This window comes from Nonomuraea sp. NPDC049637 (assembly GCF_040675235.1).
In the GTDB taxonomy this organism is placed as follows: domain Bacteria; phylum Actinomycetota; class Actinomycetes; order Streptosporangiales; family Streptosporangiaceae; genus Nonomuraea.
Genome location: NZ_JBFAOM010000038.1, coordinates 58,517 through 83,320 on the forward strand (window position 1 = coordinate 58,517; position 24,804 = coordinate 83,320).

Sequence of the window (24,804 nt, forward strand, 5' to 3'; positions counted from 1 at the left end):
GGGAGGTGCGGCTGCTGCGGGTCGGCCGCCACGCCATGGTCGTGTATGCCCTGACCTGGGAACTGCCGATCCGCCGGCCCGCCTCGCCTTCCGGAGGGGAATTGACCTCAAGCCCGCCTGAGGTTGCATAGTCGGCCGCATGAACAACTTCGAGATCGGTGTGATCCTTCCTGGCGTCGGCGAGCAGCGCACAAGGGGCCTCGACCTGCGAGAGGCCGCCCGGCACGCGGAGGACGCCGGGTTGGACGGCGTCTGGCACGGCGACCACCTGGCCATCGGCGCGCCGACCCTGGACGCGTCGATCGCGCTGGCCACCGCGGCCGCCGTCACGTCGAGGGTCAGGATCGGCGCAAGCGTGTTCGTCCCGGCGATCCGGCCGCTGGCCTGGGCGGCCAAGCAGGTCGCGAGCCTGCAGCACGTGTCGGGCGGCAGGCTGGTCCTGGGCGTCGGCTCGGGCGGCGGGCCGGGGCAGTGGGCCGCCGCCGGGGTGGCGTACGGGCGGCGCGGACTCCGTACGGACACCGCGCTGGAACTGCTCCCCGGACTGCTGGCCGGGAAGGAGACCAGGCTGCCGGACGAGCCGGGGCAGCCGCCGGTCACGCTGTCCCCGGCCGCGGCCATGCCGCCCGTGTGGGTCGGCAACGCGTCGGAGGCGGCGATCCGGCGGGCGGCGCGGCTGGGCGACGGCTGGTTCCCCTCGCTGATCTCCCCGCTGGAGGTCGCCGAGGGACGGGGACGGCTGGCCGAGCTGGCCGGGCAGGCAGGCCGTCCCGTTCCGATCGTCGCCATCGGTTGCGCCGCCGCGCTGGGAGCCGGGCCCGACGTGCCGTCCCGGGCTCAGGTGGCGTCCGGGATCAGCGCCGGCTACGGCCGTCCGCTTGAGGACGTGCTGCCGCTCCCCCTCACCGGCCACCCCGAGGAGGCCGCCGGACGGCTGAACGACTACCGCGAGGCAGGGGCGAGCCACGCGGTCGTCGGGATCTCGGGCGGCGACTGGCGGCGGCAGGTGGACCTCCTGGCGGAGGTGCGAACCCTCCTGCACGGGTGACGTCCCGGACGAACCGGGGTCGTGATCACATCCAGCCGAGAACTCCCGCCAAGCGGTTGGGCCCGCGACAGACGTGCCGCCGGCGATGAACGGGGCCAGTCACATCCCGCCGAGATCGCAGGCTCTGGAGGCCACATCTCGTGGGATCCCGGCCCTGTTGAGGGAATCGCGGCACTGGAGCCAGCCTCCAATCTCGCCGCTGGCGGCCACCGCGCATGACGCCCTTGTCCGTGCGTTCGGGCCGTATCCCTTGCCTTCCAGGTAGGACACGCAATCGCCGGCGTCGGCCTGCGCCGGTGACGCGGTGAAGGCGACGAGCCCAGCCGCCATGGTCGCGGCTGCCGCCACAGTTGCAAGGAAAGCTTTTGACATGCGAGCTTCCTCCCTTCGTGGGCCATTGGTGACCGCATGCAAGCATGTCCAGATTTCGGCCGGAACGGGACGGTGACGTCGTGTCTGGATCTTTGGGCTTGCTGTCGGGTTCCCTGTGCCCGGCTCGCTGTCGTGGGCCGAGCGGCAAGTCAGACTATGCCCGCCGGAAGCCCATATGATCGCATTGGGCGCAGGGGAAGGTCGTGCACCTCCGGCGATCGAGTGGATGCGCCGTGACTGCTGAGGATCTTCATGTTGCACGGCCGTCAGGCGGAACAGGCCCGGATCGACCAGATGCTCGATGGACCGGGCGGCGCTCTGGTGGTGCGCGGCGAGGCGGGCATCGGCAAGACGGCCCTGCTGGAGTACGCCGCCCGGCGGACGCCGGGGCGCGTGCTGCGAGTCGCCGGAGTCGAGTCGGAGGCCGAGTTGCCCTTCGCCGCCCTGCATCTGCTGTTACGCCCGGTTCTCGACGGCGTCGGCGCGCTGCCCACGCAGCAGGCGGAGGCGTTGCTGGGCGCGCTCGGCCTCGGCGAGGCGACCCGAGGAGACCGCTTCCTCGTCGGCCTGGCGACCCTCAGTCTCCTCGTGGAGTTGTCTGCGGAGGGACCCCTGGTCTGCCTGGTCGACGACGCGCAGTGGCTGGACAGCGAATCCGCCGACGCCCTGGTGTTCGCCGCCCGCCGCCTGCACATCGAGCCCGTCGTCGTCCTGTTCTCGGCGCGGGAGGACGGCGGGACCTTCCCCGGCGGGGGGCTGCCCGAGCTGCGGCTGGACAAGCTCGACGCCGACACGGCGGGGCATCTGCTGGCCGAGCAGGCGGCGGACCTGCCGCTCGCCGTCCGCGATCAGCTCGTCGCCGAGGCGCAGGGCAACCCGCTGGCCCTGGTCGAGCTGCCCCGCATGCTCAGTCCCGAGCAACGGGCGGGCGCCTTCACCCCTCTGGCCTTCTCACTCGGGCCGGTGGAGCCGGTGACGGACCGGGTGCTCGCGAGCTTCCGCGACCGGATCGCCGCTCTCCCCGCCGCCACTCGTTCCTGCCTGCTCACCGCGGCCCTGGACGACCGCGGCGAGTTGAAGGTTCTCGCCGCCGCACTCGGCCGGCTCGACGCCTCGCTGGCGGACTTCGCGCCGGCGGAGCGAGCCGGACTGGTCCAGGTCAGCGCGGCCGGTGTCGTCTTCCGTCACCCACTGGTACGCACAGCGGTCCTGCTCGCCTGCGACATCGCCGCCCGGATGGCCGCACACCGGGCCCTGGCGGATGCGGTCGACGACGACCGCCGCGCCTGGCACCTGGCGGCCGTCACCCTGCGACCGGACGAGGACGTGGCCGGTGAACTGGAGAGCCTGGCGCTGCGCGCCCGGCAGCGCGGCGGGCAGGCGACGGTCTCGGCAGCTTACGCGCGGGCGGCCGAGCTGTCCGCCGACCCCGCCCACGCCGTACGCCGGTGGACGACCGCCGCCGGGGCGGCCGCCGAGGCGGGGCTGAGCCGGCGGGCGGCCGAATTGGTCGCGGCGGCGCTGCGGCAGGCGGGCTCGTCCACGCTGGACCGATCGGTCCTGGCCGAACTGGCCCGCGTGCGGGCACAGCTCGCCTTCGAGGCCGACAGGCCGCTGGAGGCCGTGCGGCTGCTGCAGGAAGGCGCCGAGACGGCGGATCCCTCCACGGTGCTCTCGCTGCTCGGCCTCGCCGGCTTCTACGCCTGGACCAGTGCGCCCCACCCCGATCAGATCGCCCTGGCCCGTCGCACCGAGGAGCTGACACCCGACGGTGGCGGGCTCGCCGCCGCGGTGCGCGCGATCAGCCGTGGCTTCCGCATGATCCTGGAAGGGGACACCACCCCCGTACCGGCCTTCCCCGACGGTATGGGCGAGCCGGCGGCCGTGCCGTTCGAGGTTCGCATGGTCATCACCTACCACGCGATCGTCCGCGCAGAACGCGAGGAGATGCTCACCGGCGCGACCGCCCTGGTCGAGGAGTGCCGGGCGCAGGGGCGTCTGGGCCGCCTCCCCCAGGCCATCACGCTCCTCACCATCGCCCAGCTGGTCGACGGGCGCCACCGGTCGGCGCGTGCCATGGTGGCCGAGGGGCTGAACCTGGCCGCCGACGTCGGCCAGCCGTTCTGGCGCGGCTACCTGGGAGGCGTCCAAGCCTGGCTGTACGGGGTGGCGGGCATGGAGGAGGAGTGGGCCGCGTGCACCGCCGAGGCCCTGCGGCACGCCGACGACAGGTCCTGGCTGCCGGCGGGCACGTGGGCCGAGTACGGTCGGGTGATCCTCGACCTCGGGCTGGGTCGCAACCAGGCGGTGCTCGACCGGCTGGACAGGGTGACGGAGGGCGCCTCGCGGCACGCGTTCATCTGGAGGTATGCCTGGCCGGACTACGTCGAGGCGGCCGTCAGGGCGGGCACGCCGCGACGCGCCGAGCCGGTCCTGCGCCGCTACGCGACCTGGGCCGAGGGCGTCGGGCAGCCCGGTCCGCTCGCCGTGCTGCATCGGGCACGAGCCCTGCTGGCCTCCGACGAGCAGGCCGCGGGCCTCTACGAGCGTGCGCTCGTCCTGCACGGCCGGCACGAGCAGCCCTTCGACCAGGCCAGGACCCGCCTGGTGTACGGCGTGTGGTTGCGCCGCCAGCGGCGGCGCGCCGAGGCCCGCGTCCAGCTCGAGACGGCGATGGAGGCCTTCGACCCGCTGGACGCCTCCCCGTGGTCCGCCCGCGCGGCCGGGGAACTGCGCGCCACCGGCGCCTCGCCGGCCCGCCGCGTCAAGGCCGACGACCCGCTGGCCACGCTCACCCCGCAAGAGCTCCAAGTGGTACGGCTGGCCGTCACCGGCGCGTCGAACCGGGAGATCGGCGCCCAGTTGTTCCTCAGCCCGCGCACGGTCGCCTACCACCTGTACAAAGCCTTCCCCAAGCTGGGCGTCTCCTCGCGCGGTGAACTGGCCATGCTGGGCCCGATGACCTAAGCGGGCCGCGGCGGCTCCAGCAGGATGACGGAAGCGACGTCAGGGCGGCCGTTCCTAACGTCTCCCCCATGAACGTTCCCACCTACTCCCTCGCCGAGCGCGACCGCCGCTGGGCACTCGCACGGGAGATCATGGAAGCCGAGGGCGTGCAGGCGCTCATCGCCTACGGCGAGCACGAGTGCGCGGACCTCGCGCCCTTCGCGCCGGATGTCTACTTCACCAACGACCGTCCCGGCGCGATCGTCATCTTCTGCCGGGACGCCGACCCGATCGAGCTGACCTGGTCGACCCTGCCGGTCGCCGACCACATCCAGGCGCTGCGCCGCGGCGAGGAGTTGTGGATCCCGCCCGAGCGCATCCGCGTCGCCAAGCACGCGGCCGGGGTGGTGGAGGTCCTGCGCGAGCACCGCCTGGAGAGCGGGAGGGTCGGCGTGCTCGGCCTGGACCCCTACCCGCCCTTCCACATCAACCCGATCATGCCGCACGGCCTGTGGAACCAGGTGCTGGCCGAGTTGCCCGGCGTGGAGTTCCAGCCGGTCGGGCTCAGCTATCTGTTCGCCACCATCTGCCAGTCGGAAGAGGAGCTGGCCGTCGTCCGCCACTCCGCCGCCACCGGCGACGCCATGGCCGAGGCGATGGTCGAGGCGGCCCGGCCGGGCGCGAGCGAGGCCGACGTGTACGCCGCGGGCATGACGGCCGCCTTCCGCCGCGGGCTGGCGGCTCCCGACATGCTGATCTCCTCCGGGCCCGGGTTCGTCTCCTGGGGCCCGCCGGCCTGGTCCTACCGGCCGCAGGCGCCGCGCGTCATCGAGGACGGCGACGTGATCATGGCGGAGGTGTTCTGCCGGTTCGGCATGAAGGAGACCCAGCACCAGGTCGCCATCGCCGTCGGCGAGGTCCATCCCGACATCGAGGTGGGCGCCAAGGCCGCCCGCGCCGCCTACGAGGCCGGGCTGGCCGCCGCCCGTCCCGGCAACACCTTCGGCGACCTGGTCGAGGCCATGCGCGCGCCGCTGGAGGAGGCCGGGGCCTGGAACGTGCACCCACTGGTGCACACGCTCAACCCCATGGGGCCGGTGTGCGGGTTCGGCGCCGGGCTTCGCCGCCTGCCCGAGGCCGCCCGCTACGGACGGCTGTTCGAGGTGCCCACGATGGGCGGCGAACTGCCCCTCGCCCCCGGCATGACCTTCGCCTTCGAACCCAATGCCGTCATCGGCGACCGCCTGACCAACCTGGGCGGCACCGTCGTCATCGGCGAGGACGACCCCGTCGAACTGAACCCGCTGACCGCCCAGCTGCTGAGGAGCCGGCCGTGATCACCATCGACCACACCACGACGTACGCGCGGCCCGCCGCCGCCGTCTTCGCCGTCCTGTCCGACCCCGCGCGTTTCCCCGAATGGCAGGCCGACGTCCTGGAGTCGCGGGCGGACGGGCCGCTGCGTGAGGGCGTCCACGTCGAGCAGGTACGCAAGGTGATGGGCCGCCGCACCGAGATCGGCCTGACGGTCACCGACTACGTGCCGGGTGAATCGCTCACGCTGCACACCCCGCCGCAGGCCAAGCCGGGGGTGAGCCAGGCGTACCGGGTCAGCGACGTCGACGGCGGCTGCCGGGTGGAGTTCCGGCTGGAGCTGGAGGGGGTGCCGAAGATGGCCGAGCACCTGGTGCGCGCCCAGCTCGGCAAGCAGGTGCCGCAGCTCTTCGAGCGACTGGGGACGCTGCTGTGAGCATGCACATCCCCGAGCGGGAGATCGCCGAGCGGCCCGCGGCCTACAACGGGCCCAACCTGTCGCCGGTCGGTCTGGAGCTCGTCCCGAGACGGCTCGCCGACGGCGTCCACGCGCTGATGGCCGTCCCGGCGCCCAAGGACAACAACGGGCTCATCGCCGGCCGAGACGCCGCGCTCGTGGTCGACGCCGGCATCACCCCTGACGTCTCGCGCACGATCCAGTCGCTGGCCGCCGAGCTGACCGACCGGCCGCTGCGCTACCTGGTCAACACGACCTACCACGGTGATCACACGTTCGGGAACATGGCCTTCCCCGCCGACACCGTGATCATCTCCTCCCGCGCCAACCGCGACAACATGTCCGACCTCGGCTTCGAGAAGCAGGTCAGATCGGGCAACATGTACGGCGACGAGGCTCTCTTCGACGCGGTGACCACCTGGCGACTTCCCGATGTCGTCTTCGACTCCTTCGCCGAGGTCGACCTGGGCGGCCGGACGGTCGAGCTGTGGCACTTCGGGCCCGGCAACGGCCCGGGCGACACCGTGGTCCACGTGCCCGACGTCAGGACGGCCTGGACCGGCAACCTGCTGTGCCACGCCGGCATCGCCCACATGCTGCTGCAGGGCGGGCCCGCGCCGTACCTGGCCACCCTGCGTGCCATGAAGGCGGCGCTGCCCGAGATGCGGACCATCGTGCCCGGCCACGGCCCCGCCGGCGACGGCCACCGGGCCATCGACGCCCTGATCTCCTACCTCGAACGGCTCCACGAGGAGGTCCACACCGCGACGCGGCAGGGCCGCACCTTGGAGGAGACCACACGGACCTGCACAGATCCGTGGGCCGAACGCCTCGACCCGGCGCTCGCCTCCGCCCTCGGGCCGCCCCAGGCTCAGGACGCGATGCTGCACCTGTGCCGCAACCTGCACAGACTCAACATCCTGACCACCTACCGGCTCTACACGATGGAGGCATCCGCCGGGTAGGGAACGACCCCGACGAGGGTGATGCTCGTGGCCGGCCGGAGCCGGCCACGGCCTTTCCCCCGTATGGATGGCGCCTGCGGCAGTTGCGTGGATACACAGCGGATACGTGGCCGCGTGGTCGCCGATACGGGGTCGCGACGGGGCGGGAACCTGGGCCCTTCAGGGTGGGCGACGTACGCCTGACGGCGTGCCCCGCGCGCTTGCAGGTGTGCGGGCAGGACCGTCGAAAGATGCGACCATGTTCAGCACCCGTGAAATCCCAGGCACTCGTCCGGCGCGCGTGGCGGTCGCGTGCCTGGTCGGCCTGGCGAGCCTCGCAGCCGCCGGCGCGGCCGAGGCCCGCACAGACGAAGACCCTCTGACGTGGCGTGCATGCGCCAAGACGGCCAAGGACTGGCCCGTCGAGAACGACACCAGGACCGAATGCTCCTTGCTGACGGTTCCCCTGGACTACGCGAACCCGCAGGGCCGCAAGATCAAGATCGCCGTGAGCAGGATCAAGGCCGCCGACCCCGGCAGGCGCCGTGGTGTGCTGGTCATCAGTCCCGGCGGTCCCGGCATCAGCAACATCGACGCGCCGGCGACGTACGCCCCGAGCAGGCTCGGCGCGCTGGCCGTCGACCATGACCTGATCGGGTTCGATCCCAGGGGCGTGGGCTACAGCGACAAGATCAAGTGCACCGCGGAGGAACCGTCGCCCGCCGCGTCCGCCAAGAGCCGGGAGTCGCCGTCCAGCACCTCCCCCAAGGAGACGGCGAAGGCCGCGTTCGCCGAGACGGCCGCGTACAACAAGCGGTGCGCCGCCAAGGATCCCGCCTTCGTCCAGCAGTTGACCACCACGAACATAGCGCGTGACGTGGATTCGATCCGCGCGGCCCTCGGCGAATCGAAGATCAACTTCTACGGGGTGTCCTACGGCACCGCGGTGGGCGCGAACTACCGGTCGCTGTTCGACAACCGGGTGAACGCGATGTGGCTGGATTCGGTGATGCCCCCCGTCATCGACCTGGCCGCCATGGACGCCACGACGGACGCGCTCAACGAGAAGCGCTTCAACGCCTTCGTTCCATGGCTGGCGCGGCACGACAGCGAGTTCCACTTCGGGACGACCGACGCCGTGGTCCGCCGGACCATCCTCACGCTGCACGACGAGCTTCGCCGGGCACCGCGTCGGGTGGACGCGAACACGGTGCTCGACGGCGAGTGGGTCAGGCAGCAGCTGGGAGGCGGGCCCAGCAGCTGGATCTCCGCCGCGAGGGATCTCGCCACCGTCCGCGAAGGCGGCGTCCCGCTGTCGGCGCGTCCCGCTCCGCAGGCCGCGAAGGTGTTCGGGTTCGACGAGACCCCGCTGGGCCTGAACCTGATCCAGTACCAGGCGATCTTCTGCAACGAGGGTGTCGGCGGCCGCGATTTCGAGCAGATGTGGGCGGCCGCGCAGGCTCGGCGGGCCGCCTTCCCCGCGACCGGCGGCTATTTCGAGCGCAGCGGCTGGTGCGGGGAATGGCCGTGGGCCGCGCGTCCGTGGAAGCCGGTCAGGGGAACCAGCCCGCTGCAACTGTCCGGCCACGCCGACGAGGACACCACGCCGTACGCCTGGGCGGTGGACACGGCGAAGGCGACCGGCGGGGCTTTGCTGACGGTTCAGGACGACGCGCACGCCTCGCTGCGTCGGCTGCCCTGCGCCGCGAAGGTGATCGACTTCTTCCGCACCGGCCGTACCGTCGCGGGCACCTGCCCCGGTACGCGCTGACCGCGGTCCCCTCCCATGAACGGACATGAGATGCGTGTGTTTCGGCGAATCGGCGCGGCACTGGGCGCCGCCATCCTCGGCCTCAGCCTGCCGGCCCTCCCCGCGCGGGCGGCGGCCGCGGACCTGGCGGGCGCCGTCAACGTGGACGGTTGCTCGGGATCGCTGGTGCGGATGCCGGCCAGCGCGGCCGACGACCGGGCCTTCGTCCTGACCAACGGGCACTGCTACGAGGGCACCTGGCCGGTGCCCGACGAGGTGCTGGTGGACCAGCCGTCCCACCGCGTGGTCGACCTGCTCGACGGCGCCGGCGAGCCGGTGGCCACCCTGCACGTGGCCAGAGCGGTCTACGTGACCCTGACCGGCACCGACGTCGCGTTGTACCAGCTGGACCTGACCTACCGGCAGTTGGAGCGGGCCTACCGCGTCCGGCCGCTCACGGTGTCGGCGGAGCGTCCCGCGCCGGGCACGGACATCCGGGTGGTCTCCGGAAGCATGAAGAAGGTCTTCTCGTGCGAGATCGACACGCTGGTCCACCGGGTGCTGGAGGTGGGCAACGTGACCAAGGACGTCATCCGCTACACGCGGAAGTGCGACACCGGCCACGGCACCTCGGGATCCCCGATCGTCGACGCCAGGAGCGGCAAGGTCGTCGGCATCAACAACACCAGCAACCACGACGGCGGCCGATGCACGCTCGACAACCCGTGCGAGATGAACCGCGACGGCGTCATCAGCGTGCGCAGAGGCATCGCCTACGGGACCCAGACGTACTGGCTCGCCACCTGCGTCAGCGCGGGGAACCGGCTCGACCTGGAGCGCCCCGGCTGCCTGCTGCCCAGGCCGGACCCGCGGCTCTCCGCGAGGTGAGGCCGTCTCCTCGCATCACGTGAACCAGGTGATCTCCTGGCCGTGCGATCGGGTCCAGGCCAGCGGCCGCCCGTCCAGCGCGAGCACGTGGTGGTTCGCCTCGTCCGGCGGCGTCGGGAGCGGGTCGTAGGGCAGCACATCGGGGGTTTCGTTCGAGATCCAGTGTCCGGGGAGCCCGCGTACCGTCTCGGCGAAGGCCATCCGTCGCGGCATCGGCACGTGGTACAGCACCGAGCTGTGGAACACCACCAGCGTCGCGTCGGGCGGGGACTGCGCGGCCAGGGCCGGCAGGTCGTCCACCAGGTCGCCCCGTACGAGCAGCGGCGGGTCGGCTGCGACGACGGCCGCGGCCGCCCGCAGCCTGGCCCGGCGGTGCGCGTGCTCGGGCCAGATGAGGGCGTCGAGCCAGGCCAGATCCGCCGGGTCGGTCACGTCGAGCGGGTTCAGGTCCAGGCCGGCCCGCCACACCACCTGGGGCAGGCCGGTCGGCGGCGTCATGCCGGCGGCCGTGCAGGCGAGGACCGGGTCACCTGAGCCGACCAGGTGATCGCCGTAGCGGTAGCCGTACCGTTCGGGGTCGGGCACGGTCGTCCTGGGTGTGCGGGAGCCGGCCGGCGCGTGGTCTATCGGCGTACCGAGACCGGTCACCTGCTCGCCGGCCAGGGGGAAGGCTGAGCAGGACGGGCCGGGTGATCCCCTTGCGTTTTCATCCCGCGCGACGGATCATTTCGTGCGCATCGTACCGTTTCCCTGCGAATCAGGAAGGACGATCCATGATCCGTCGCGTACTGGCCGTCGCGGTCCTGGCCGCCGCCACGCTAGCCACCGTCCCGGCCGCCGCGCAGGCCCTGCCTGCCTGCCCGGTCGGCTACCTGTGCAACACCCAGTACTTCTCCGACGCCGCGCGCACCCACCTGGTGGGCGTCAGGACGCAGTTCTGCGACCGTTCGGTCTCGACCTGGGGCACGCTCAGCGGCTACGTCACCTGGTCCTCCAGCCCCTGCAACTGACGGCGGGCCCCCGGACGGGGCCGGGGAGCCTCAGTCACTCGTCCTCCTGCCGGAGCCTCGGGGACGGCGCGGGCCCGGTTCGCGGCCGGGCGGCTGGCAGACCTGCTGCTCCGGCGCCGGTCGCGACGGGTTGGGCCGGGTGACCTCCGTCCCGTCCAGGAGGATCTGCTCGCCGTGGTGGGTCACCATGATCGACGGCCCCCGCAGCAGCCGGTAGACCGTCGCCTCCGGGGTGACGCCGACGCTCAGCAGGCTGCCGCGGTAGCGCAGCCGGAAGGCGAGCCGGGTGATGCCGGGAGGGAGTGAGGGGGCGAAGCAGATCCGTCCCCGACCCGCGCGCATCCCGCCGAAGCCCGAGACGAGCGCGATCCACGCCCCGGCCAGCGAGGCCATGTGCACGCCGTCCATGGTGTTCCGCTCCAGGTCCGCCAGGTCCATCAGCGCCGCCTCGCCGAGATAGCGATAGGCGAGCTCCAGATGGCCCACCTCGGCGGCGATCACCGCCTGGGTGCAGGCCGACAGGGACGAGTCCCGTACGGTCAGCGGCTCGTAGTAGGCGAAGTTGCGGGACTTCTGCTCCGGGGTGAAGGCGTCCCCGCGCAGGTGCATGGCGAGCACCAGGTCCGCCTGCTTGACCACCTGCTTGCGGTAGAGGTCGAAGTACGGGAAGTGCAGCAGCAGCGGATACCGATCGGGCCCGGTGGCCGCGAAGTCCCAGAGCGCGTGCTGGGTGAAGCCCTCGCACTGCGGGTGGACCCCGAGCCGCTCGTCGTAGGGCACGGACATCGCCTCCGCCGCGTCCCGCCAGCGGCGGATCTCCTCGGCGGTGACCTGGAGCCGTTCCGCCGGGCCCGGATGGCGGTCCGCGGCCTCGGCCGCCGCGCGGAGGTTCTGCTGGGCCATCAGGTTCGTGTACACGTTGTCGTCGACCACGGCGGTGTACTCGTCGGGGCCGGTCACCCCGTCGATGCGGTAGCGCCCGGCAGCGTCGTGGTGGCCGAGGGCGCACCACAGCCGGGCCGTCTCGACCAGCAGCGGCAGGCCGGTCCGCTGTTCGAACGACAGGTCCTGGCTGGCGTCCACGTACTGGATCGCCGCGTGCGCGATGTCGGCGTTGACGTGGAAGGCCGCGGCTCCGGCGGGCCAGTAGCCGGAGCACTCCTCGCCGTGGATGGTCCGCCAGGGGAAGGCGGTGCCGTGCAGGCCGAGCTGCCGCGCGCGCTCACGGGCGAGCGGGATCGTGGCCCGCCGCCAGCACAGCGCGTCCGCGACGGCCGCCGGATGGGTGTAGGTGAGCACCGGCAGCACGAAGATCTCGGTGTCCCAGAAGGCGTGCCCGTCGTAGCCGGAGCCGGTCAGGCCCTTGGCCGGGATGGCGCGCTCCTCCAGGCGCGCGGCCGACTGCAGCAGATGGAACAGCCCGAAACGCACCGCCTGCTGCACCTCGGCGTCGCCCTCCACCTCGACGTCCGCGCCTTCCCAGAAGTCGTCGAGGAAACGTCGCTGGTCGGCGTGCAGGCCGTCCCAGCCGTCCAGGCGGGCGGAGGCCAGCGCCGCGGCCACCTGGTCGTGCAGCGCGGCCCGCGAGCGCTGCGCCGACCATCCGTAGGAGAAGAACTTGACCAGCCGCAGCGTCTGGCCGGGCGCCAGGCGGGTGGCCACGGTCAGCCGGCTGATGTCGTCGGTGCCCTGCGCCTCGATCCGGGTGCCGTCCGGCCCGTCGATCTCGTGGCACATCCCGGCGGCCACGCGCAGGCGGCTGGCCCGGGTGCGGTGGACCATGATGGCCGTTCCGTCGCTGCTCGGCAGGTTCTCCTCCGCGACCAGCGGCGCGTGCAACGGCGCGGCGGCGCGCGGGTCCCTGCCCTCGTAGGTCTGGGTCTCGTTGGCGATCAGCTCCGACTGGACGACCACGCGCAACGGCCGCTCGACGGCCTCGACCTCGTACAGGATCGCGGCGACCGCGCGGTGGGTGAAGGACACCAGCCGGGTGGACGTGATCCGGACCGGGGCCCCGGTCGGGGAGCTCCAGTGGGCCGTGCGGGTCAGGGTGCCGGCGCGCAGGTCGAGGACCCGTTCGTGCTGGTGGAGCGTCCCGTACCGCAGGTCGAACGGCTCGTCGCCGACCAGCAGCCGGATCACCTTGCCGTTGGTGACGTTCACCACGGTCTGTCCCGACTCCGGGTACCCGTAGCCCGCCTCCGCGTACGGCAGCGGCCGCACCTCGTAGAACCCGTTGAGGTACGTGCCCGGCGCCCCGTGCGGCTCGCCCTCGTCCAGGTTGCCGCGCAGCCCGATATGGCCGTTGGACAGCGCGAACACCGACTCGGTCTGCGCCAGCACCCGCAGGTCGAGATGCCGCTCCCGGACGGCCCACGGCTCGACGGTGAACGCCGGATGCCGGATCATCCGGCCTCCCGGGACGGCGGCTCCAGCAGGTCGGCGAGGTCGGTGACCACGACGTCGGCGCCGTGGTCGCGCAACGCCTCCGCCTGCCCCGCCCGGTCGACGCCGACGACGTGGCCGAACCCGCCCGCCCGGCCGGCGGCTACCCCGGCCAGGGCGTCCTCGAACACCGCCGCCTCGGACGCCCGCAGCCCCAGCGCCTCGGCGCCCGCCAGGTACATGTCCGGGGCCGGCTTGCCGGCGAGCCCGCGGTCCCGGGCCACGACGCCGTCGATGCAGGCCTCGAACTGCGCGGCGAGCCCGGCGGCGGCGAGGACCTGCTCGGTGTTGGCGCTGGAGGACACCACCGCGCGGCGCAGCCCCGCGTCCCGGACCGCGGCCAGGTAGCGGACGGAGCCGGGGAACACGTCCACGCCGTCCCGGTCGATGATGGCCTGCACCAGGGCGTTCTTGCGGTTGGACAGGCCGGACACGGTCATCGTGCCGGGCGGGTCGTCCGGCGTCCCCTCGGGCAGGCTGATGCCTCGGGAGTCGAGGAAGCTGCGCGCGCCGTCCGCCCGTTTCTTGCCGTCGACGTAGCGGTCATAGTCGGCGCCCGCGTCGAAGGGGACGAACGCGGCCCCGGTCCGCTCGCTCCAGGCCCGCAGGAAGTCGTCGAACATCGACTTCCACGCCCTGGCGTGCACGGTGGCGGTACGCGTCAGCACGCCGTCCATGTCGAACAGGCACCCCCGAATCCCGTCAGGCAGCCCCAGCATGGATCCCCCGTTTCCCCTCACACCAGCTCCCACCTGCGCATACCCTCCGCCTTCGGTCCTCATCCGCGCGGCGCCCGGGCGGCGTTTGCCCACGTCGCCGAGGGGCATGTCGGCTGGACGGCGTGAGGTGCCATGGGTGCGCCGCATCGGGGGAAGGGGAGCCCATGCCGCTCGTCAACGTGAAGGTGATCGAGGGTGTGTTCAGCGCCACCCAGAAGGCCGAGATGGTCAGGAAGCTGACCGACACGATCGTCGCCATCGAGGGTGAGCACATGCGTGCGCTGACCTTGGTCGTGATCGAGGAGATCAAGAGCGGCGACTGGGGTGTGGGGGGACAGCCGGTGACGGCCGCCGACGTGCAGGCGCTGGCCTCGGGCGGGCCCGGCTGACGTCCTGCGGGCGCTACGTGCCCGCCCCTCCTTCCGGCGCCGCGCTCTGGACGTCCAGCGCGGCCAGGGTCTCCCGTAGCCAGCCGATCTCGGTCCTGCTGGTCGCGGTGGCGATCGTGAACAGGCCCTTGCGGAACGGGTCGTCGAAGTCGGCGGCCCGCAGGGGGCGGTCGCCGTCCCAGAAGAAGCTGGCCGGTTCGGTGAGGAAGGTCAGTCTGCGTCGCAGCACACCCGCCTGGAGCGCGGGGTCGTCGAGGTGGCGCAGGAACGCCAGCATCGTGAACCAGCGGTTCTCGTCGGTGACGAACGGCTCGTCCGGTTCGGCGAGCCGCCTCCGGAGCTCGGCGCGCCCGGCGTCGGTGAGGGTGAGCACGTGTCTGGGGGCGGCCTGGGCGCCGGGCTGCAGGTCACGTTGGAGCAGGCCGTCGCGCTCCAGGCGTTTGATCGCCGGGTAGAGGGTGCCGTCGGCGATGGGCCGGACGTGGCCGGTCAGGGCGGCGACGCGTTTGCGCAGCTCGTACCCATGGAGCGGTTCGTCGTAGAGGAAGCCCAGGATCGACAGCTCAATCATCCCGCTATGCTATCTCGATGTCTTGGTACATCGACATCTAGGTATCTCGGAGGGGATGTTTGTGAGAGACGCGCAGGTGCTGCCGGACGGGAGCCGCATCCGCTGGGCCGAGGCGGCCGGCCGGGAGCCGGTCCGCGTTTACGTGCACGGGCTGGGCGCGGCGGCGGCGCCGTACTTCCTGGAGGCCGCGAGCCGGCCGGAGCTGGCCGGGCACCGCAGCCTGTTCGTGGACCTGCTGGGGTTCGGCACCAGCGACCGGCCCACCGCGTTCGGCTACACCATGGAGGAGCACGCGGACGCGCTCGCGACCGCGTTGCGCGCGGCGGACGTGCGCGCGGCGCAGGTGGTCGCGCACAGCATGGGCGGGACGATCGCGGTGCACCTGGCCGAGCGGCATCCGGAGCTGGTGGCCGAGCTGGTGCTGGTGGACGCCAATCTGGACCCGGCCGAACCCGCCCCGCGGCCGGGCGGCTCGGGCATCGCCGCCTACACCGAGGCAGACTTCGTCCGGCACGGCTGGGAGGAGACGCTGACCCGGGTCGGGCCGCACTGGGCGGCCACGATGAGGCTCGCCGGGCGGGAGGCGCTGCACCGCAGCGCGGTCCACCTGGCGCGCGCGGACGTGCGGGGACGACTGCGGAGGCTGCCGATCCCGCGCGCTTTCCTCTACCCGGAGCCGGACGGCGAGCTCGGCGGGGCGGCCGAGCTGGCGGCCTCCGGGGTACGGCTCATCGCCGTCCCGGACACCGGCCACAACATCATGATCGACAACGTGGACGCCTTCGCCAGGGAGGTGAGCGGCCTTCTCTCCGGCCGGTGAAGACGCTGGCCTTCCTCGGTTACCTCATGGGCGAGCCGCCGCCGGGGTTGTCGGTGGTGCTGACGTTCCGGGGCGAGGAGGTCGCGCTGGACGCCAGGACGATCGCGGCGCGGGCGGCACCCTCGGTGTCGCGGGCCCAGGTGGGCCTGGAGCCGCTCGACGTGGCCGAGACCCGGGAGCTGATGACCGCGATCCTCGGCTCGGAAGGGGTGTCGGAGGAGTTCGCCGCCCATCTGTGCGAGCGGACGTCGGGATTGCCCTTCGCGATCCAGGACATGGTGGCGCTGCTGCGCGAGCGCGGGACGCTGATCAGGCGCGGATGCGGATGGGCGCGTAAGGCCATCGACGAGCTGAACGTCCCGACGGCGCTGCGCGACTCGGTCCTGGAGCGGGTGGGCCGGCTGCCCGCCGGGGCGCGGGCCGTGGTGGAGGCGGCCGCGGTGCTGCAGGTGCCGGTGCCCGTGCCGGTGCTGGTGGCGATCTGCGGCCTGGAGCGCGCGGACGCGCTGGCCGGCTGGAGGAGGCGCTGCGTTCGGGGCTGCTGAGCGAGCACACCGCGCTCCCGCGCGGCGCCCCCGACGGCTCGGCCCGCACCGCGGGTGTGGGGTTCCGGCACATGCTGGCCCTGCAGGCGGTGTACGAGAGCATCGCGCTGCCCCGGCGTCAGGTGCTGCACGGGCGGGCGGCCGAGGCGGTCGAGCGGTTGCGGCCGGTGCCGATCGGGCAGATCACGCACCACCGTGGTGGGCGACGACGGACAGGTGGATCACCGCGAACGGCTGCCAGACCTGCAGCGAGGGGGACCTCGTCGCGGCCGCCCAGTGGATGCTGGCCCCCACCGACAGCCACGGCCAGAACCCGGACGTCAGCAAGCGGCCGCACATCATCAACAACTCGTGGAGCTCGACGGAGCCGACCGACGAGCCGATCATCGAGGACATCCTGCAGGCGTGGGCGGCCTCGGGCATCATGGGCGTCTGGGCCAACGGCAACAGCGGCCCGGCGTGCAAGACCAGCGGCTCGCCCGGCAGCCGCACGCTCAACCACTCCGTCGGCGCCTACGACGTGAACGGCGCGATCGCCTCCTTCTCCAGCCGCGGCCCCGGCCAGAACGGCGAGACCAAGCCGAACATCGCCGCCCCGGGCGTCGACGTGCGCTCGGCGCTGCCCGGCGGCTCCTACGGCGTGATGTCGGGCACCTCCATGGCGGCGCCGCACGCGGCCGGCGCCGTCGCGCTGCTGTGGTCCGCCTTCCCCGACCTGGTACGCGACCTCGACGGCACCCGGGCGCTGCTGGACGCCTCCGCGATCGACACGGCCGACGCCCGGTGCGGCGGCCCCGCCGAGGACAACAACGTGTTCGGCGAGGGCCGGCTGGACGCCTCGGCGCTGCTGGCCGTCGCCAAGGTCGGGCTCGGCACGCTGGCCGGGACCGTCACCGACGCGGAGACGGGCGAACCGGTGCCCGGCGCCACGGTCTCCGTGACCGGCGCGCGCTCCCGTGACGCCGTGACCGGCCGGGCGGGCGACTACTCGCTGCGGCTGATCGGCGGCGAGTACCAGGTCAAGGTCAAGGCGTTCGGCTACGACGACGCCACGCGGGCCGCCACGATCGCCAAGGACGGCACGGTCACGCTCGACGTCCGGCTCGCGCCGACCGCGCGGGTCCAGGTCGGCGGCACCGTGCGGGACGGCTCCGGCCAGGGCTGGCCGCTGGCGGCCAAGGTGACGGCCTCCGACGGCGCCGGGCACACCTGGACGGCCAGGTCCGACGCCGAGACCGGCGCGTACCGGCTGGACCTGCTGCCCGGTACGACGTACACGCTGGAGGCGGCGGCCGTGCCGCGCGGCTACACCCCGGCCGTCCGGCAGGTGACGGTCGGCACGGCGCCGCTCACCGAGGACTTCGCGCTCACGGTGACGCTGGCCTGCGAGGCTCCGGGTTACGAGCCGGTCCTGGAGGGCGTCACGGAACGCCTCGACTCCGGCCTGCCGGGCGGGTGGAGCGTCACCAACGCCGATCCCGGGTTCCCCGGGTACGCCCACGAGCCCGGCTGGGTGCTGAACGACCCGGGCGGCCGCACCAACAGGACGGGCGGGAAGGGCGGGTTCGCGATCGTGGACTCCGACCACTACGGCCTGCACCACGTCCAGGAGACCACGCTGACGTCGGCGGCTGTGGACCTGACCAAGGCCGCCGCCCCGGCCCTGCAGTTCGCCTCCGACCTGGAGCCGAGGGTGAACGGCACGGCGCTCGTGGACGTCAGCCTCGACGGCGGCCGGACCTGGGCGAACGTCTGGAAGAAGGCCGGCTACCCCGGGGCTCGCGGGCCTGGGCTGCAGGTCGTGGAGCTGCCCCAGGCGATCGGCCGGACCGCGGTGCGGGTGCGGTTCACCTTCCTCGGCCAGCTGTCGGGGTGGGGGGGATCGACGACGTCTTCCTCGGCCACCGTACCTGCGAGAAGAAGTAGCCCCTCCGGGGCCCGTCGCTGGCGGGCCCCGGAGAACGACGAGCGGGCACGGCCGGACGATCTCTGTAGACCGTGCCAAGTTCCTGCCCCTAACATCCCGCTTCATGATGATCCGCGTGCTGGCTGCCACGGCAGCCGGACTGATGGCGTTCTCCGGTACGGCAGCCGCCTACCCGATCCAGGGCGTTCCCGAGCTGACCCACAACGCCCTGTACAAGAAGGGCAAGCTCCCCAAGATCAGCTGCAAGCTGACCAAGGGCACGACGAAGTCCTCGACCACCACCTATCTGAACACCCTCGTCGGCTGTCTGAACGACGCCTGGGGGCCGTTCATCCCCGACTTCCAGCCGGTCAAGACCGACATCAGAGCCGCCTTCGAGAAGGGGCCCTGCTACAACGGCATAGAGATCACCGGCTCGTTCGTCACCACCTGCTACTCCCAGCTCCAGGTCCAGCTCTCCGCCGACTGGATCAGCGCCAAGGACGACCTGCCGATCCGCGCCCAGGTCGTCCAGGCATGGAGCGGCGTGGTCATGGGACAGACGGGCATCGGCGCGGCCTACTGGGCCATGCCGAACGACGCCGACGAGAAGCAGCTCGACGAGCAGGGACGTCGCTTCGACATGCAGCGGCTGTGCCTGTCCGGCGTGACGCTCAAGGCCCTGGGCGCGAAGTCGAAGAACTGGAAGGCCACGCTGAAGGCCGAGGAGCCCACGCCGAAGGACAAGCGCTGGCGCGACCGCTTCAGCAAGGACAAGCTCAGCGCCAACGATCTCCACTGGTTCACGCAGGGCTACACCAAGGGCACTCCGGGCGCGTGCAACACCTGGAAGGCGCCGGAGTCCAAGGTCGCGTGACGAGCTCCTCCGCCGTCTTCTCCCAGGCGGCGGGATCCGCGTCGCACGACCCCGCGCGCGGCCGGATGCTGACATGGATCTTGACTCTTCATTTGTGAGCGATGCTCATGTATGGTCGCCGTCACTATGAGGAACCGCTGGTTGTCGCCGATCGCCGTCGTGGTGCTGGCCGCCGTCATCGCACTGGGAGCGGTGTTCGACCCGTCGGGGCTGGCCGCGCCGTACACCTGGACCGGGGCCGACCTGCTGCCCGTCGCCGGGCTCTGGCAGGTGGCCGCGCCGGCCGTCTACGTGCCGCTGCTGCTGGCGGGGGTCGGCGTGCTGACGTGGGCGGTCGCCCGCGGACGTGGCCCGCTGCGTACGGCGCTGCTGGTGTGGGGCGCGGTGGTGTGGTCGGCGATGGCGGCCAAGCTGCTGATGTCGCTGGCGATGACCGTCGAGGACGTGCTCCACCTGGCGTGGTCGACCGGCTTCACCGGCGTCAAGGCGGCGGTCTTCGGCCTGCCGGTGGCGGCGGCCGCCTGGCTCGCCCAGCTCCTGCACCGCCGCCTCGTCCCGCCTTCTCCCGCGTCGGAGTCCGCGGGGTCCGGCGCGAGCTCGGGGGCGTCGGCGCCGGGATGGGCCGCGGCGGCAGTGGCCGTGGTCCTGGCCGCGTCGGTCGGCGGGGTGTGGTGGGGCGGCTCGCCCGTCGGCTATGCCATCGGCGACTCCCCGCTGGCGCCGGCGCCCGAGGCGGGACCGCTGGGCTGCCTGGCCGCCGTCACGCTGCTGGGTGTGCTGACCTGGGCGGTCAACCGCCGGCTCAGCGCCACCGACTCGCCCCGGGCCGTCGTGGCCGGGCTCTCCGCGCTGGCGGCGGCCGGGACGCTGGGCCTGGTCCAGGTGGCCGCCGGGATCCCCGGCGACCTGGCGGGCGGCGGCCTGTTCTGGGCGCCGGCGATCATGCTTCGCCTCGCCCCCGCGCTCTCCTTCGGCGCCCTGCTCGCCGCGGCGACGGCGCTGCTCGTCGCCCTGCTCGACGCCGTCCGGCCGGCGCGCAGGGGCGTCGCCCTGGCCGCGCCGCTCCCGACGGCGGTCGTCGTGGCCGCGGCGGCGCTCGCCTTACCGCTCCTGCAGCCCGGCACCGCCACCCCGCAGCTGCCGCGCACCCCGGGGCTGACGCTCTCGGCCGACCGCAGGATCGTCGACGCCGACGGCAACGAGGTGCTGCTGCGGGGCGTGAACGTCAACCAGCTCGAAGACTATTTCCAGCAATTTCCGGACAAGGCGGTGACGCGGCCGCTCACCGAGGCCGACTTCGCCGGCATGGCGCGGATGGGCTTCAACGTCGTCCGTCTCGCCCTGTCCTGGTCGGCGCTGGAACCCCGGCCCGGCCAGTACGACCCGGCCTACCTCGCCAAGATCTCCTGGGCCGTCGGGACCGCCGCCCGGCACGGCCTGCGCACGGTCATCGACATGCACCAGGACGCCTGGGGGAAGGGCGTCGCCGCCGCGCCCGGGACCACCTGCCGGAACGGTTCCCCGATGCACGGCTGGGACGGCGCCCCCACCTGGGCCGACCGCTTCGACGGCGCCCCCAGGTGCGAGTTCACCGGACGCGACATCTCCCCGGCCGTCGCCCGCGCCTTCACCAACTTCTACCAGGACCGGGACGGCATCCAGACCCGCCTGGTCGCCGCCTGGGGCATGCTGGCGCAGCGGTTCGCGAACGAGCCGATGGTCGCCGGGTACGACCTGCTGAACGAGCCCGGCTTCGGCGAGGCGCCGCCGATCACCTCCGGCGTCCTGCTCGGCCGTTACTACGACCGGGCGATCAAGGCCATCCGGGCGGGCGAGCGGCGCGGCTTCCCCCACCTGGTCTTCTTCGAGCCGTCCGTGCTCTGGTCGGGTCTCGGCTTCGAGGTCCCGGTGCCCAAGGGCTTCACCGACGACCGGCTGCTCGTCTTCGCGCCCCACCTCTACAACGAGTCGATCACCATCGACCAGGGCACCGGCCTCACCGTCACGAGCATCGAGCGCGGCTTCGAGCTGGCGAGCCGGGCGGCGGAGTACTACGGCGCCGGGCTCTGGTCGGGCGAGTGGGGCTGGTTCGGCGACCCCGCCGCGGCCCCGATCGCGCGATACACCGACCAGGAGGACCGGCACCGCATCGGAGGCGCGTTCTGGGTCTGGAAGCAGTCCTGCGGCGACGCCCACGCCACTGCCGGCGCCAGGACCGGCGGCAACCTCATGATCGAGGACTGTGCCACCGGGAAGGACCTGCCTCCGCCCGCCGAATACGTCGCCGAGCTCGCACGCCCCTACCCCCGTTCCGCCCCCGGCCGGCTGACCGGCCTGACGTCGGACCGCGCGAGCCTCACGGCCCGGGGTGAGGGCAGCGGGTGCGGTCTGGACGTCTGGTTCCCGGGCGAGGCCCGGCCGTCCGCGGCAGCGGACTGCGCGGCGTCGCCGTCCGGCAGGCGCCGGGCGGCTGGCGCATCACCGGCTGCACCTCGGGCTCCTACAGCGTGACGGCGGACGTCTAGCGCCGTCTAGCGCTCCCCCGGCGCGACCGGTCGGGTCAGCGGTGGTCGGGTCAGCGGTGTCCGCCGACGTAGAAGGCGCGGGCGGCGAAGCCGATCCACTCGGGGCGTTCCCAGGTGCTCCAGCGGGCGCGCGCCTGCTCGTCGATCTGCGCGGCCGCCTCGTCGGCGGAGGCTCCGGCCGCGCGCAGCCGGGCGACCTCCCCGTGCACGAAGCCGAGGTAGTCGCGGACGTCGCGGATCAAGGACAGGTCGCCCACCTCCCCGTGGCCGGGCACGACGATCTCGGGGCCGCCCGCGATCAGGTCGTCGAGCACGCCGATCCAGCCGGGGCCGTCCACGTCCACGTCGTACGGCGGGAAGTACGGCGCGATCGGGAAGATGCGGGTCTCGATCAGGTCGCCGCCGAACAGCACCCGGTCGTCGACGACGACGACCTGGTCGGAGCCCGTGTGCGCGGGCCCGACCGCCCGCAGCGCCACCCTGCGCCCGCCCAGGTCGAGCTCGGCCCGGCCCTCGTAGACCAGGTCGGGATCGACGAGCTCGACGCCTTCGAGCTCGGCCGCCGCGGCGGCGCTCAGCCCCTTGAACATCTCGACGTAGGCGGCGCCCTTACGGTGCAGCTCCGCGCGCTGGGAGGCGTTGTAGACGATCGTCGCGGCCCCCTTGAACGCCTGCGCCCCGAACCCGTGCTCGGGATGGAAATGCGTGATGGTCAGGTACAGCCGCCGGTCGCCGGCCAGGCGCCTGGCCTGCTCCAGGACATGCTCGCCGTTGCGGCGGCCCATGCCGGTGTCGACGACCAGCGCGGCGTGCTCGCCCACGACGATGCCGACGTTCGGGACGAGCTCGACGCGGTTGTCGGGGATGACGTACACGCCGTCGGACACCTCGACGGGCTCGCCGCGCACGACCGGCGGCGGGCTCGTCCGCACGTCGGGAAGGTCACCCAGGTCAGGGGACGGGTTCGGCGTCACATCGGCGGGGCACATGATCCGGCTCCAATCTGAACACTGTTGAGATGCTGGCGAGCGTAGCAGAGATCTGAGCGGTGTTAAGATCGGGCGATGGCGAAAGGGCGATACCACCACGGTGACCTGCGCAGCGCGCTGCTCGACGCCGCCGAGGCGCTCGTGCGCGAGCGCGGCGCCGACGGCTGGTCCCTGCGCGAGGCCTCGGCACGCGTCGGCGTCAGCCCCAGCGCCGCCTACCACCACTTCGCCTCCCGCGACACGCTGGTGCGCGCCCTGTCCGAACGCACGCTCGCCTGGCTCGGGGAGCGCCTGCGACAGGACTGCGAGCGCGCGCCCGGCCAGGCCGGCGACCCGCAGCGGCGGCTGATCGCCCTGGGCTGCGGCTATGTGCGCTGGTCGCTCGACGACCCGGCCGTCGCCCGGCTCGTGCTGCGCGGCGGCGCGACCGCCCCCGACTCCGCCATCTCCCCCCACCCGCACGACGTCCTCACCGCGGAGCTCGACCGGCTCGCCGCGGCCGGCGGCCTGCCGGAGCCCGCCCGCGAGGGCGCGGAGTTCGTGGTGTGGGCCGCGCTGCACGGGCTGGCCGTGCTGCTGGCCGACGGCCTGGTGCACTTCGACGACCCGAGCGCGGTCGACCTCCAGACCGCGCGCGTGATCCGTACCACGCTCAACGGCCTGGCCCAGGAGGCGTCCCACGCGGCGGGCCGCCCGGCGGGCCGCTCGGCGCACACCGAACGCCTGGCCCGCCGTTCGCGCGGCTGACCCCTTGCGGTAGGAGGAGACGCGCGTGCTCGTCCGCGCGGCCCGGTAGGGCTGGCCCTACCTGTTCCGGGCCCTGTGCACGCCGAAAAATACGCAGGTCAGCGGCATCGTCCGGGCATCGGGACGCGTCATACGGTTCTTGGCGTCAAGCAGAGCGACACCAAGGAGCAACTCACATGACCGTTGGCCGGAAGCTGGCCGCCCTCGCGGCGGGCCTGACCCTCGTGCCCGTCCTGGCCCAGGCGGCCTTCGCGGCCGAGCCCGCCGCGCCCGCCGAGCCGGTGCGCGCTCTGGAGGCGGCGGCGCACGAACTGCGCTCGACCGAGCCGGGCGCGGAGTCCGGCGACCTGAGGGCCTTCGGCCGGATGGTCGGTGACGCCCGGGTCGTCGGCATGGGCGAGGCGACCCACGGTTCGCACGAGTTCTTCACGGTGAAGGAGCGGGTCTTCCGCTATCTCGTGGAGAAGAAGGGTTTCACCACGTTCGCGCTGGAGGCCAGCTGGTCGGCAGGATTGCGGCTGGACGAGTACCTGCGGACGGGGAAGGGCGACCTGCGAGCCATCGCCAAGGAGGTGCTGCGGTCTTCGCCGTGGGAGCGCGAGGAACTCGTCGGAATGCTGGAGTGGATGCGCGAGCACAACCGCCGCGACCCCGGCCGTCCGCTGCACGTCATGGGCGACGACGTCGGCGCGCCGAAGGTGGGCGAGGAGGTCTTCGCCCGCATCGCCCGGTACGTCCGGAGCGCCCACCCCGGCTCCACCGCTCACCTGACCGCGCTGTACGAGGGGTTGCGCCCGCTCGACGACGTCTTCGCCTACCTGAACCGGCCGCTGGACGAACGGCGGCAGCTCGCCGCCAAGGCCCAGCAGGCGCTCGACCTGCTGATCACCCTGGGAGGGCCGCAGGCGTCGGCCGCGTACGACAGCGCCGTCCAGGACGCCCGGTTCATCGCGCAGACCGCCAAGTTCGCCGGCTACGACGTGGCCGACAAGTCCTGGCTGAGCGTCATCGAGCGCTACCGCGACCAGGTCATGGCCGACAACACCGTCTGGTGGCTGCGACACCACGGCGGCAAGATCCTCATGTCCGCGCAGAACACCCACGCCGGTTACGTCTCCAGCGACCCCGCGCTCTACCCGAAGACGCAGGGCGCCTACCTGCGCGACACCCTGGGCGAGAAGTACGTCGCCGTCGGCTTCACCTTCGACCGCGGATCCTTCCTGTCGAAGGACGCCGCGCTGGGCGGCGACTGGAAGCAGTTCACCGCCGGCCCCGCCGAGCCCGGCAGCAACGAGCACACCCTCGACCGGGTCCGCCACGACGACTTCTACCTCGACATGCGCACCGCGCCGGCCACCGCCCGCGACTGGCTCGCGGTGGCCCGGCCGACCCGCAACATCGGCACGCAGTACCCGTACCCGCCGCTCGACACCGCCCTGTCGCGCGCCTACGACGTGCTGGTGCACCTGCACGAGGTGCGTTCGGCGCAGGTACTCAAGTAGCGAGGCAGCCGGTGGGGCCCGCGGCAGACGCCCCGGGCCC

General features: G+C 72.7%; 21 protein-coding genes and 1 pseudogene. 16 read left to right on the top strand and 6 right to left on the bottom strand.

All coding sequences use genetic code 11. The features are described 5' to 3' along the window. Window positions 1–139: 139 nt before the first annotated feature. From AB0J71_RS37440 to AB0J71_RS37470, 7 genes are all read left to right on the top strand, one after another. On the top strand, window positions 140–1,048 hold the full coding sequence (locus tag AB0J71_RS37440) for an LLM class flavin-dependent oxidoreductase (RefSeq protein WP_364418720.1): 909 nt from the start codon (window positions 140–142) through the stop codon (window positions 1,046–1,048). A gap of 624 nt (window positions 1,049–1,672) precedes the next feature. Next, window positions 1,673–4,387 (top strand): AAA family ATPase, encoded by a 2,715-nt coding sequence (locus AB0J71_RS37445; RefSeq protein ID WP_364418722.1) that lies wholly within the window; start codon window positions 1,673–1,675, stop codon window positions 4,385–4,387. Between the two features lie 68 nt (window positions 4,388–4,455). After that, on the top strand, window positions 4,456–5,703 hold the full coding sequence (locus AB0J71_RS37450) for a M24 family metallopeptidase (protein ID WP_364418724.1): 1,248 nt from the start codon (window positions 4,456–4,458) through the stop codon (window positions 5,701–5,703). Then, window positions 5,700–6,116 (top strand): SRPBCC family protein, encoded by a 417-nt coding sequence (locus tag AB0J71_RS37455; protein WP_364418726.1) that lies wholly within the window; start codon window positions 5,700–5,702, stop codon window positions 6,114–6,116. Before AB0J71_RS37450 ends, AB0J71_RS37455 begins: the two co-directional genes overlap by 4 nt. Before the next feature lie 2 nt (window positions 6,117–6,118). Continuing rightward, entirely contained in the window at window positions 6,119–7,102 is a 984-nt protein-coding gene (locus tag AB0J71_RS37460; protein WP_364393835.1) for an MBL fold metallo-hydrolase, read from the top strand. Between the two features lie 106 nt (window positions 7,103–7,208). Then, window positions 7,209–8,852: an alpha/beta fold hydrolase gene (locus AB0J71_RS37465; protein ID WP_364418728.1), complete on the top strand. Its 1,644-nt coding sequence runs from the start codon at window positions 7,209–7,211 to the stop codon at window positions 8,850–8,852. Between the two features lie 30 nt (window positions 8,853–8,882). After that, entirely contained in the window at window positions 8,883–9,719 is an 837-nt protein-coding gene (locus tag AB0J71_RS37470; protein WP_364418730.1) for a serine protease, read from the top strand. A 15-nt stretch (window positions 9,720–9,734) separates the two neighbouring features. Here the strand turns inward: AB0J71_RS37470 and AB0J71_RS37475 are convergent, their stop codons facing one another. Continuing rightward, window positions 9,735–10,304 carry a DUF2332 family protein gene (locus tag AB0J71_RS37475; RefSeq protein WP_364418732.1) on the bottom strand — a complete coding sequence of 190 codons (570 nt, stop codon included), beginning with the start codon at window positions 10,302–10,304 and terminating at the stop codon, window positions 9,735–9,737. 188 nt (window positions 10,305–10,492) lie between these two features. Here AB0J71_RS37475 and AB0J71_RS37480 point away from each other — a divergent pair, with 188 nt between their 5' ends. Continuing rightward, entirely contained in the window at window positions 10,493–10,729 is a 237-nt protein-coding gene (locus tag AB0J71_RS37480) for a DUF6289 family protein (RefSeq protein ID WP_352329212.1), read from the top strand. A gap of 30 nt (window positions 10,730–10,759) precedes the next feature. Here AB0J71_RS37480 and AB0J71_RS37485 read toward each other — a convergent pair whose 3' ends face one another. Together AB0J71_RS37485 and AB0J71_RS37490 are read right to left on the bottom strand one after the other, a co-directional pair. Continuing rightward, entirely contained in the window at window positions 10,760–13,138 is a 2,379-nt protein-coding gene (locus AB0J71_RS37485) for a glycoside hydrolase family 65 protein (RefSeq protein WP_364418734.1), read from the bottom strand. Next, window positions 13,135–13,893 carry a beta-phosphoglucomutase family hydrolase gene (locus AB0J71_RS37490; protein WP_364418736.1) on the bottom strand — a complete coding sequence of 253 codons (759 nt, stop codon included), beginning with the start codon at window positions 13,891–13,893 and terminating at the stop codon, window positions 13,135–13,137. Before AB0J71_RS37490 ends, AB0J71_RS37485 begins: the two co-directional genes overlap by 4 nt. 164 nt (window positions 13,894–14,057) lie before the next feature. Between AB0J71_RS37490 and AB0J71_RS37495 the strand changes: the two genes are divergently transcribed. Beyond that, the gene (locus AB0J71_RS37495; protein WP_352327468.1) at window positions 14,058–14,282 is read left to right on the top strand and encodes a 4-oxalocrotonate tautomerase family protein; all 225 of its coding nucleotides are present in this window, start codon (window positions 14,058–14,060) and stop codon (window positions 14,280–14,282) included. A 13-nt stretch (window positions 14,283–14,295) separates the two neighbouring features. Here the strand turns inward: AB0J71_RS37495 and AB0J71_RS37500 are convergent, their stop codons facing one another. Next, window positions 14,296–14,853 (bottom strand): PadR family transcriptional regulator, encoded by a 558-nt coding sequence (locus AB0J71_RS37500; RefSeq protein ID WP_364418738.1) that lies wholly within the window; start codon window positions 14,851–14,853, stop codon window positions 14,296–14,298. A gap of 61 nt (window positions 14,854–14,914) precedes the next feature. On the opposite strand from AB0J71_RS37500, the gene AB0J71_RS37505 reads away from it, so the two are divergent. The 3 genes and pseudogenes from AB0J71_RS37505 to AB0J71_RS37515 form a co-directional block, all read left to right on the top strand. After that, window positions 14,915–15,673, top strand: coding sequence for an alpha/beta hydrolase (locus AB0J71_RS37505; protein WP_364418740.1), 759 nt, complete (start codon window positions 14,915–14,917; stop codon window positions 15,671–15,673). Next, window positions 15,670–16,218, top strand: coding sequence for a hypothetical protein (locus AB0J71_RS37510; protein WP_364418742.1), 549 nt, complete (start codon window positions 15,670–15,672; stop codon window positions 16,216–16,218). Before AB0J71_RS37505 ends, AB0J71_RS37510 begins: the two co-directional genes overlap by 4 nt. Before the next feature lie 280 nt (window positions 16,219–16,498). Continuing rightward, a pseudogene (locus AB0J71_RS37515) lies at window positions 16,499–17,272 on the top strand (S8 family serine peptidase); the annotation flags it as partial. On the opposite strand, the gene AB0J71_RS37520 reads toward AB0J71_RS37515, so the two are convergent. Then, complete coding sequence (locus tag AB0J71_RS37520; RefSeq protein WP_364418764.1) at window positions 17,257–17,496, bottom strand: hypothetical protein; 240 nt, start codon at window positions 17,494–17,496, stop codon at window positions 17,257–17,259. The pseudogene AB0J71_RS37515 and the gene AB0J71_RS37520 overlap by 16 nt on opposite strands. Window positions 17,497–18,248: 752 nt before the next feature. On the opposite strand from AB0J71_RS37520, the gene AB0J71_RS37525 reads away from it, so the two are divergent. Together AB0J71_RS37525 and AB0J71_RS37530 are read left to right on the top strand one after the other, a co-directional pair. After that, window positions 18,249–19,001, top strand: coding sequence for a hypothetical protein (locus AB0J71_RS37525; RefSeq protein ID WP_364418766.1), 753 nt, complete (start codon window positions 18,249–18,251; stop codon window positions 18,999–19,001). Between the two features lie 126 nt (window positions 19,002–19,127). Then, window positions 19,128–21,512, top strand: a complete 2,385-nt coding sequence (locus AB0J71_RS37530) for a cellulase family glycosylhydrolase (protein ID WP_364418744.1) — start codon at window positions 19,128–19,130, stop codon at window positions 21,510–21,512. A 64-nt stretch (window positions 21,513–21,576) separates the two neighbouring features. Here the strand turns inward: AB0J71_RS37530 and AB0J71_RS37535 are convergent, their stop codons facing one another. Continuing rightward, on the bottom strand, window positions 21,577–22,515 hold the full coding sequence (locus AB0J71_RS37535; RefSeq protein ID WP_364418746.1) for an MBL fold metallo-hydrolase: 939 nt from the start codon (window positions 22,513–22,515) through the stop codon (window positions 21,577–21,579). A 75-nt stretch (window positions 22,516–22,590) separates the two neighbouring features. Between AB0J71_RS37535 and AB0J71_RS37540 the strand changes: the two genes are divergently transcribed. Together AB0J71_RS37540 and AB0J71_RS37545 are read left to right on the top strand one after the other, a co-directional pair. Next, entirely contained in the window at window positions 22,591–23,262 is a 672-nt protein-coding gene (locus AB0J71_RS37540) for a TetR/AcrR family transcriptional regulator (RefSeq protein ID WP_352327476.1), read from the top strand. 176 nt (window positions 23,263–23,438) lie between these two features. Continuing rightward, the gene (locus tag AB0J71_RS37545; protein WP_364418749.1) at window positions 23,439–24,764 is read left to right on the top strand and encodes an erythromycin esterase family protein; all 1,326 of its coding nucleotides are present in this window, start codon (window positions 23,439–23,441) and stop codon (window positions 24,762–24,764) included. The last annotated feature ends 40 nt before the right edge of the window (window positions 24,765–24,804 follow it).

Bases quoted from the DNA above. Each gene is read 5' to 3' on its own strand.
- AB0J71_RS37470 (WP_364418730.1), top strand. From the start codon at position 8,883: ATGCGTGTGTTTCGGCGAATCGGCGCGGCACTGGGCGCCGCCATCCTC.
- AB0J71_RS37460 (WP_364393835.1), top strand. From the start codon at position 6,119: ATGCACATCCCCGAGCGGGAGATCGCCGAGCGGCCCGCGGCCTACAAC.
- AB0J71_RS37540 (WP_352327476.1), top strand. From the start codon at position 22,591: ATGGCGAAAGGGCGATACCACCACGGTGACCTGCGCAGCGCGCTGCTC.
- AB0J71_RS37480 (WP_352329212.1), top strand. From the start codon at position 10,493: ATGATCCGTCGCGTACTGGCCGTCGCGGTCCTGGCCGCCGCCACGCTA.
- AB0J71_RS37490 (WP_364418736.1), bottom strand. From the start codon at position 13,893: ATGCTGGGGCTGCCTGACGGGATTCGGGGGTGCCTGTTCGACATGGAC.
- AB0J71_RS37485 (WP_364418734.1), bottom strand. From the start codon at position 13,138: ATGATCCGGCATCCGGCGTTCACCGTCGAGCCGTGGGCCGTCCGGGAG.
- AB0J71_RS37530 (WP_364418744.1), top strand. From the start codon at position 19,128: ATGAGGAACCGCTGGTTGTCGCCGATCGCCGTCGTGGTGCTGGCCGCC.
- AB0J71_RS37445 (WP_364418722.1), top strand. From the start codon at position 1,673: ATGTTGCACGGCCGTCAGGCGGAACAGGCCCGGATCGACCAGATGCTC.
- AB0J71_RS37440 (WP_364418720.1), top strand. From the start codon at position 140: ATGAACAACTTCGAGATCGGTGTGATCCTTCCTGGCGTCGGCGAGCAG.
- AB0J71_RS37500 (WP_364418738.1), bottom strand. From the start codon at position 14,853: ATGATTGAGCTGTCGATCCTGGGCTTCCTCTACGACGAACCGCTCCAT.
- AB0J71_RS37450 (WP_364418724.1), top strand. From the start codon at position 4,456: ATGAACGTTCCCACCTACTCCCTCGCCGAGCGCGACCGCCGCTGGGCA.
- AB0J71_RS37525 (WP_364418766.1), top strand. From the start codon at position 18,249: ATGATGATCCGCGTGCTGGCTGCCACGGCAGCCGGACTGATGGCGTTC.
- AB0J71_RS37495 (WP_352327468.1), top strand. From the start codon at position 14,058: ATGCCGCTCGTCAACGTGAAGGTGATCGAGGGTGTGTTCAGCGCCACC.
- AB0J71_RS37535 (WP_364418746.1), bottom strand. From the start codon at position 22,515: ATGTGCCCCGCCGATGTGACGCCGAACCCGTCCCCTGACCTGGGTGAC.
- AB0J71_RS37545 (WP_364418749.1), top strand. From the start codon at position 23,439: ATGACCGTTGGCCGGAAGCTGGCCGCCCTCGCGGCGGGCCTGACCCTC.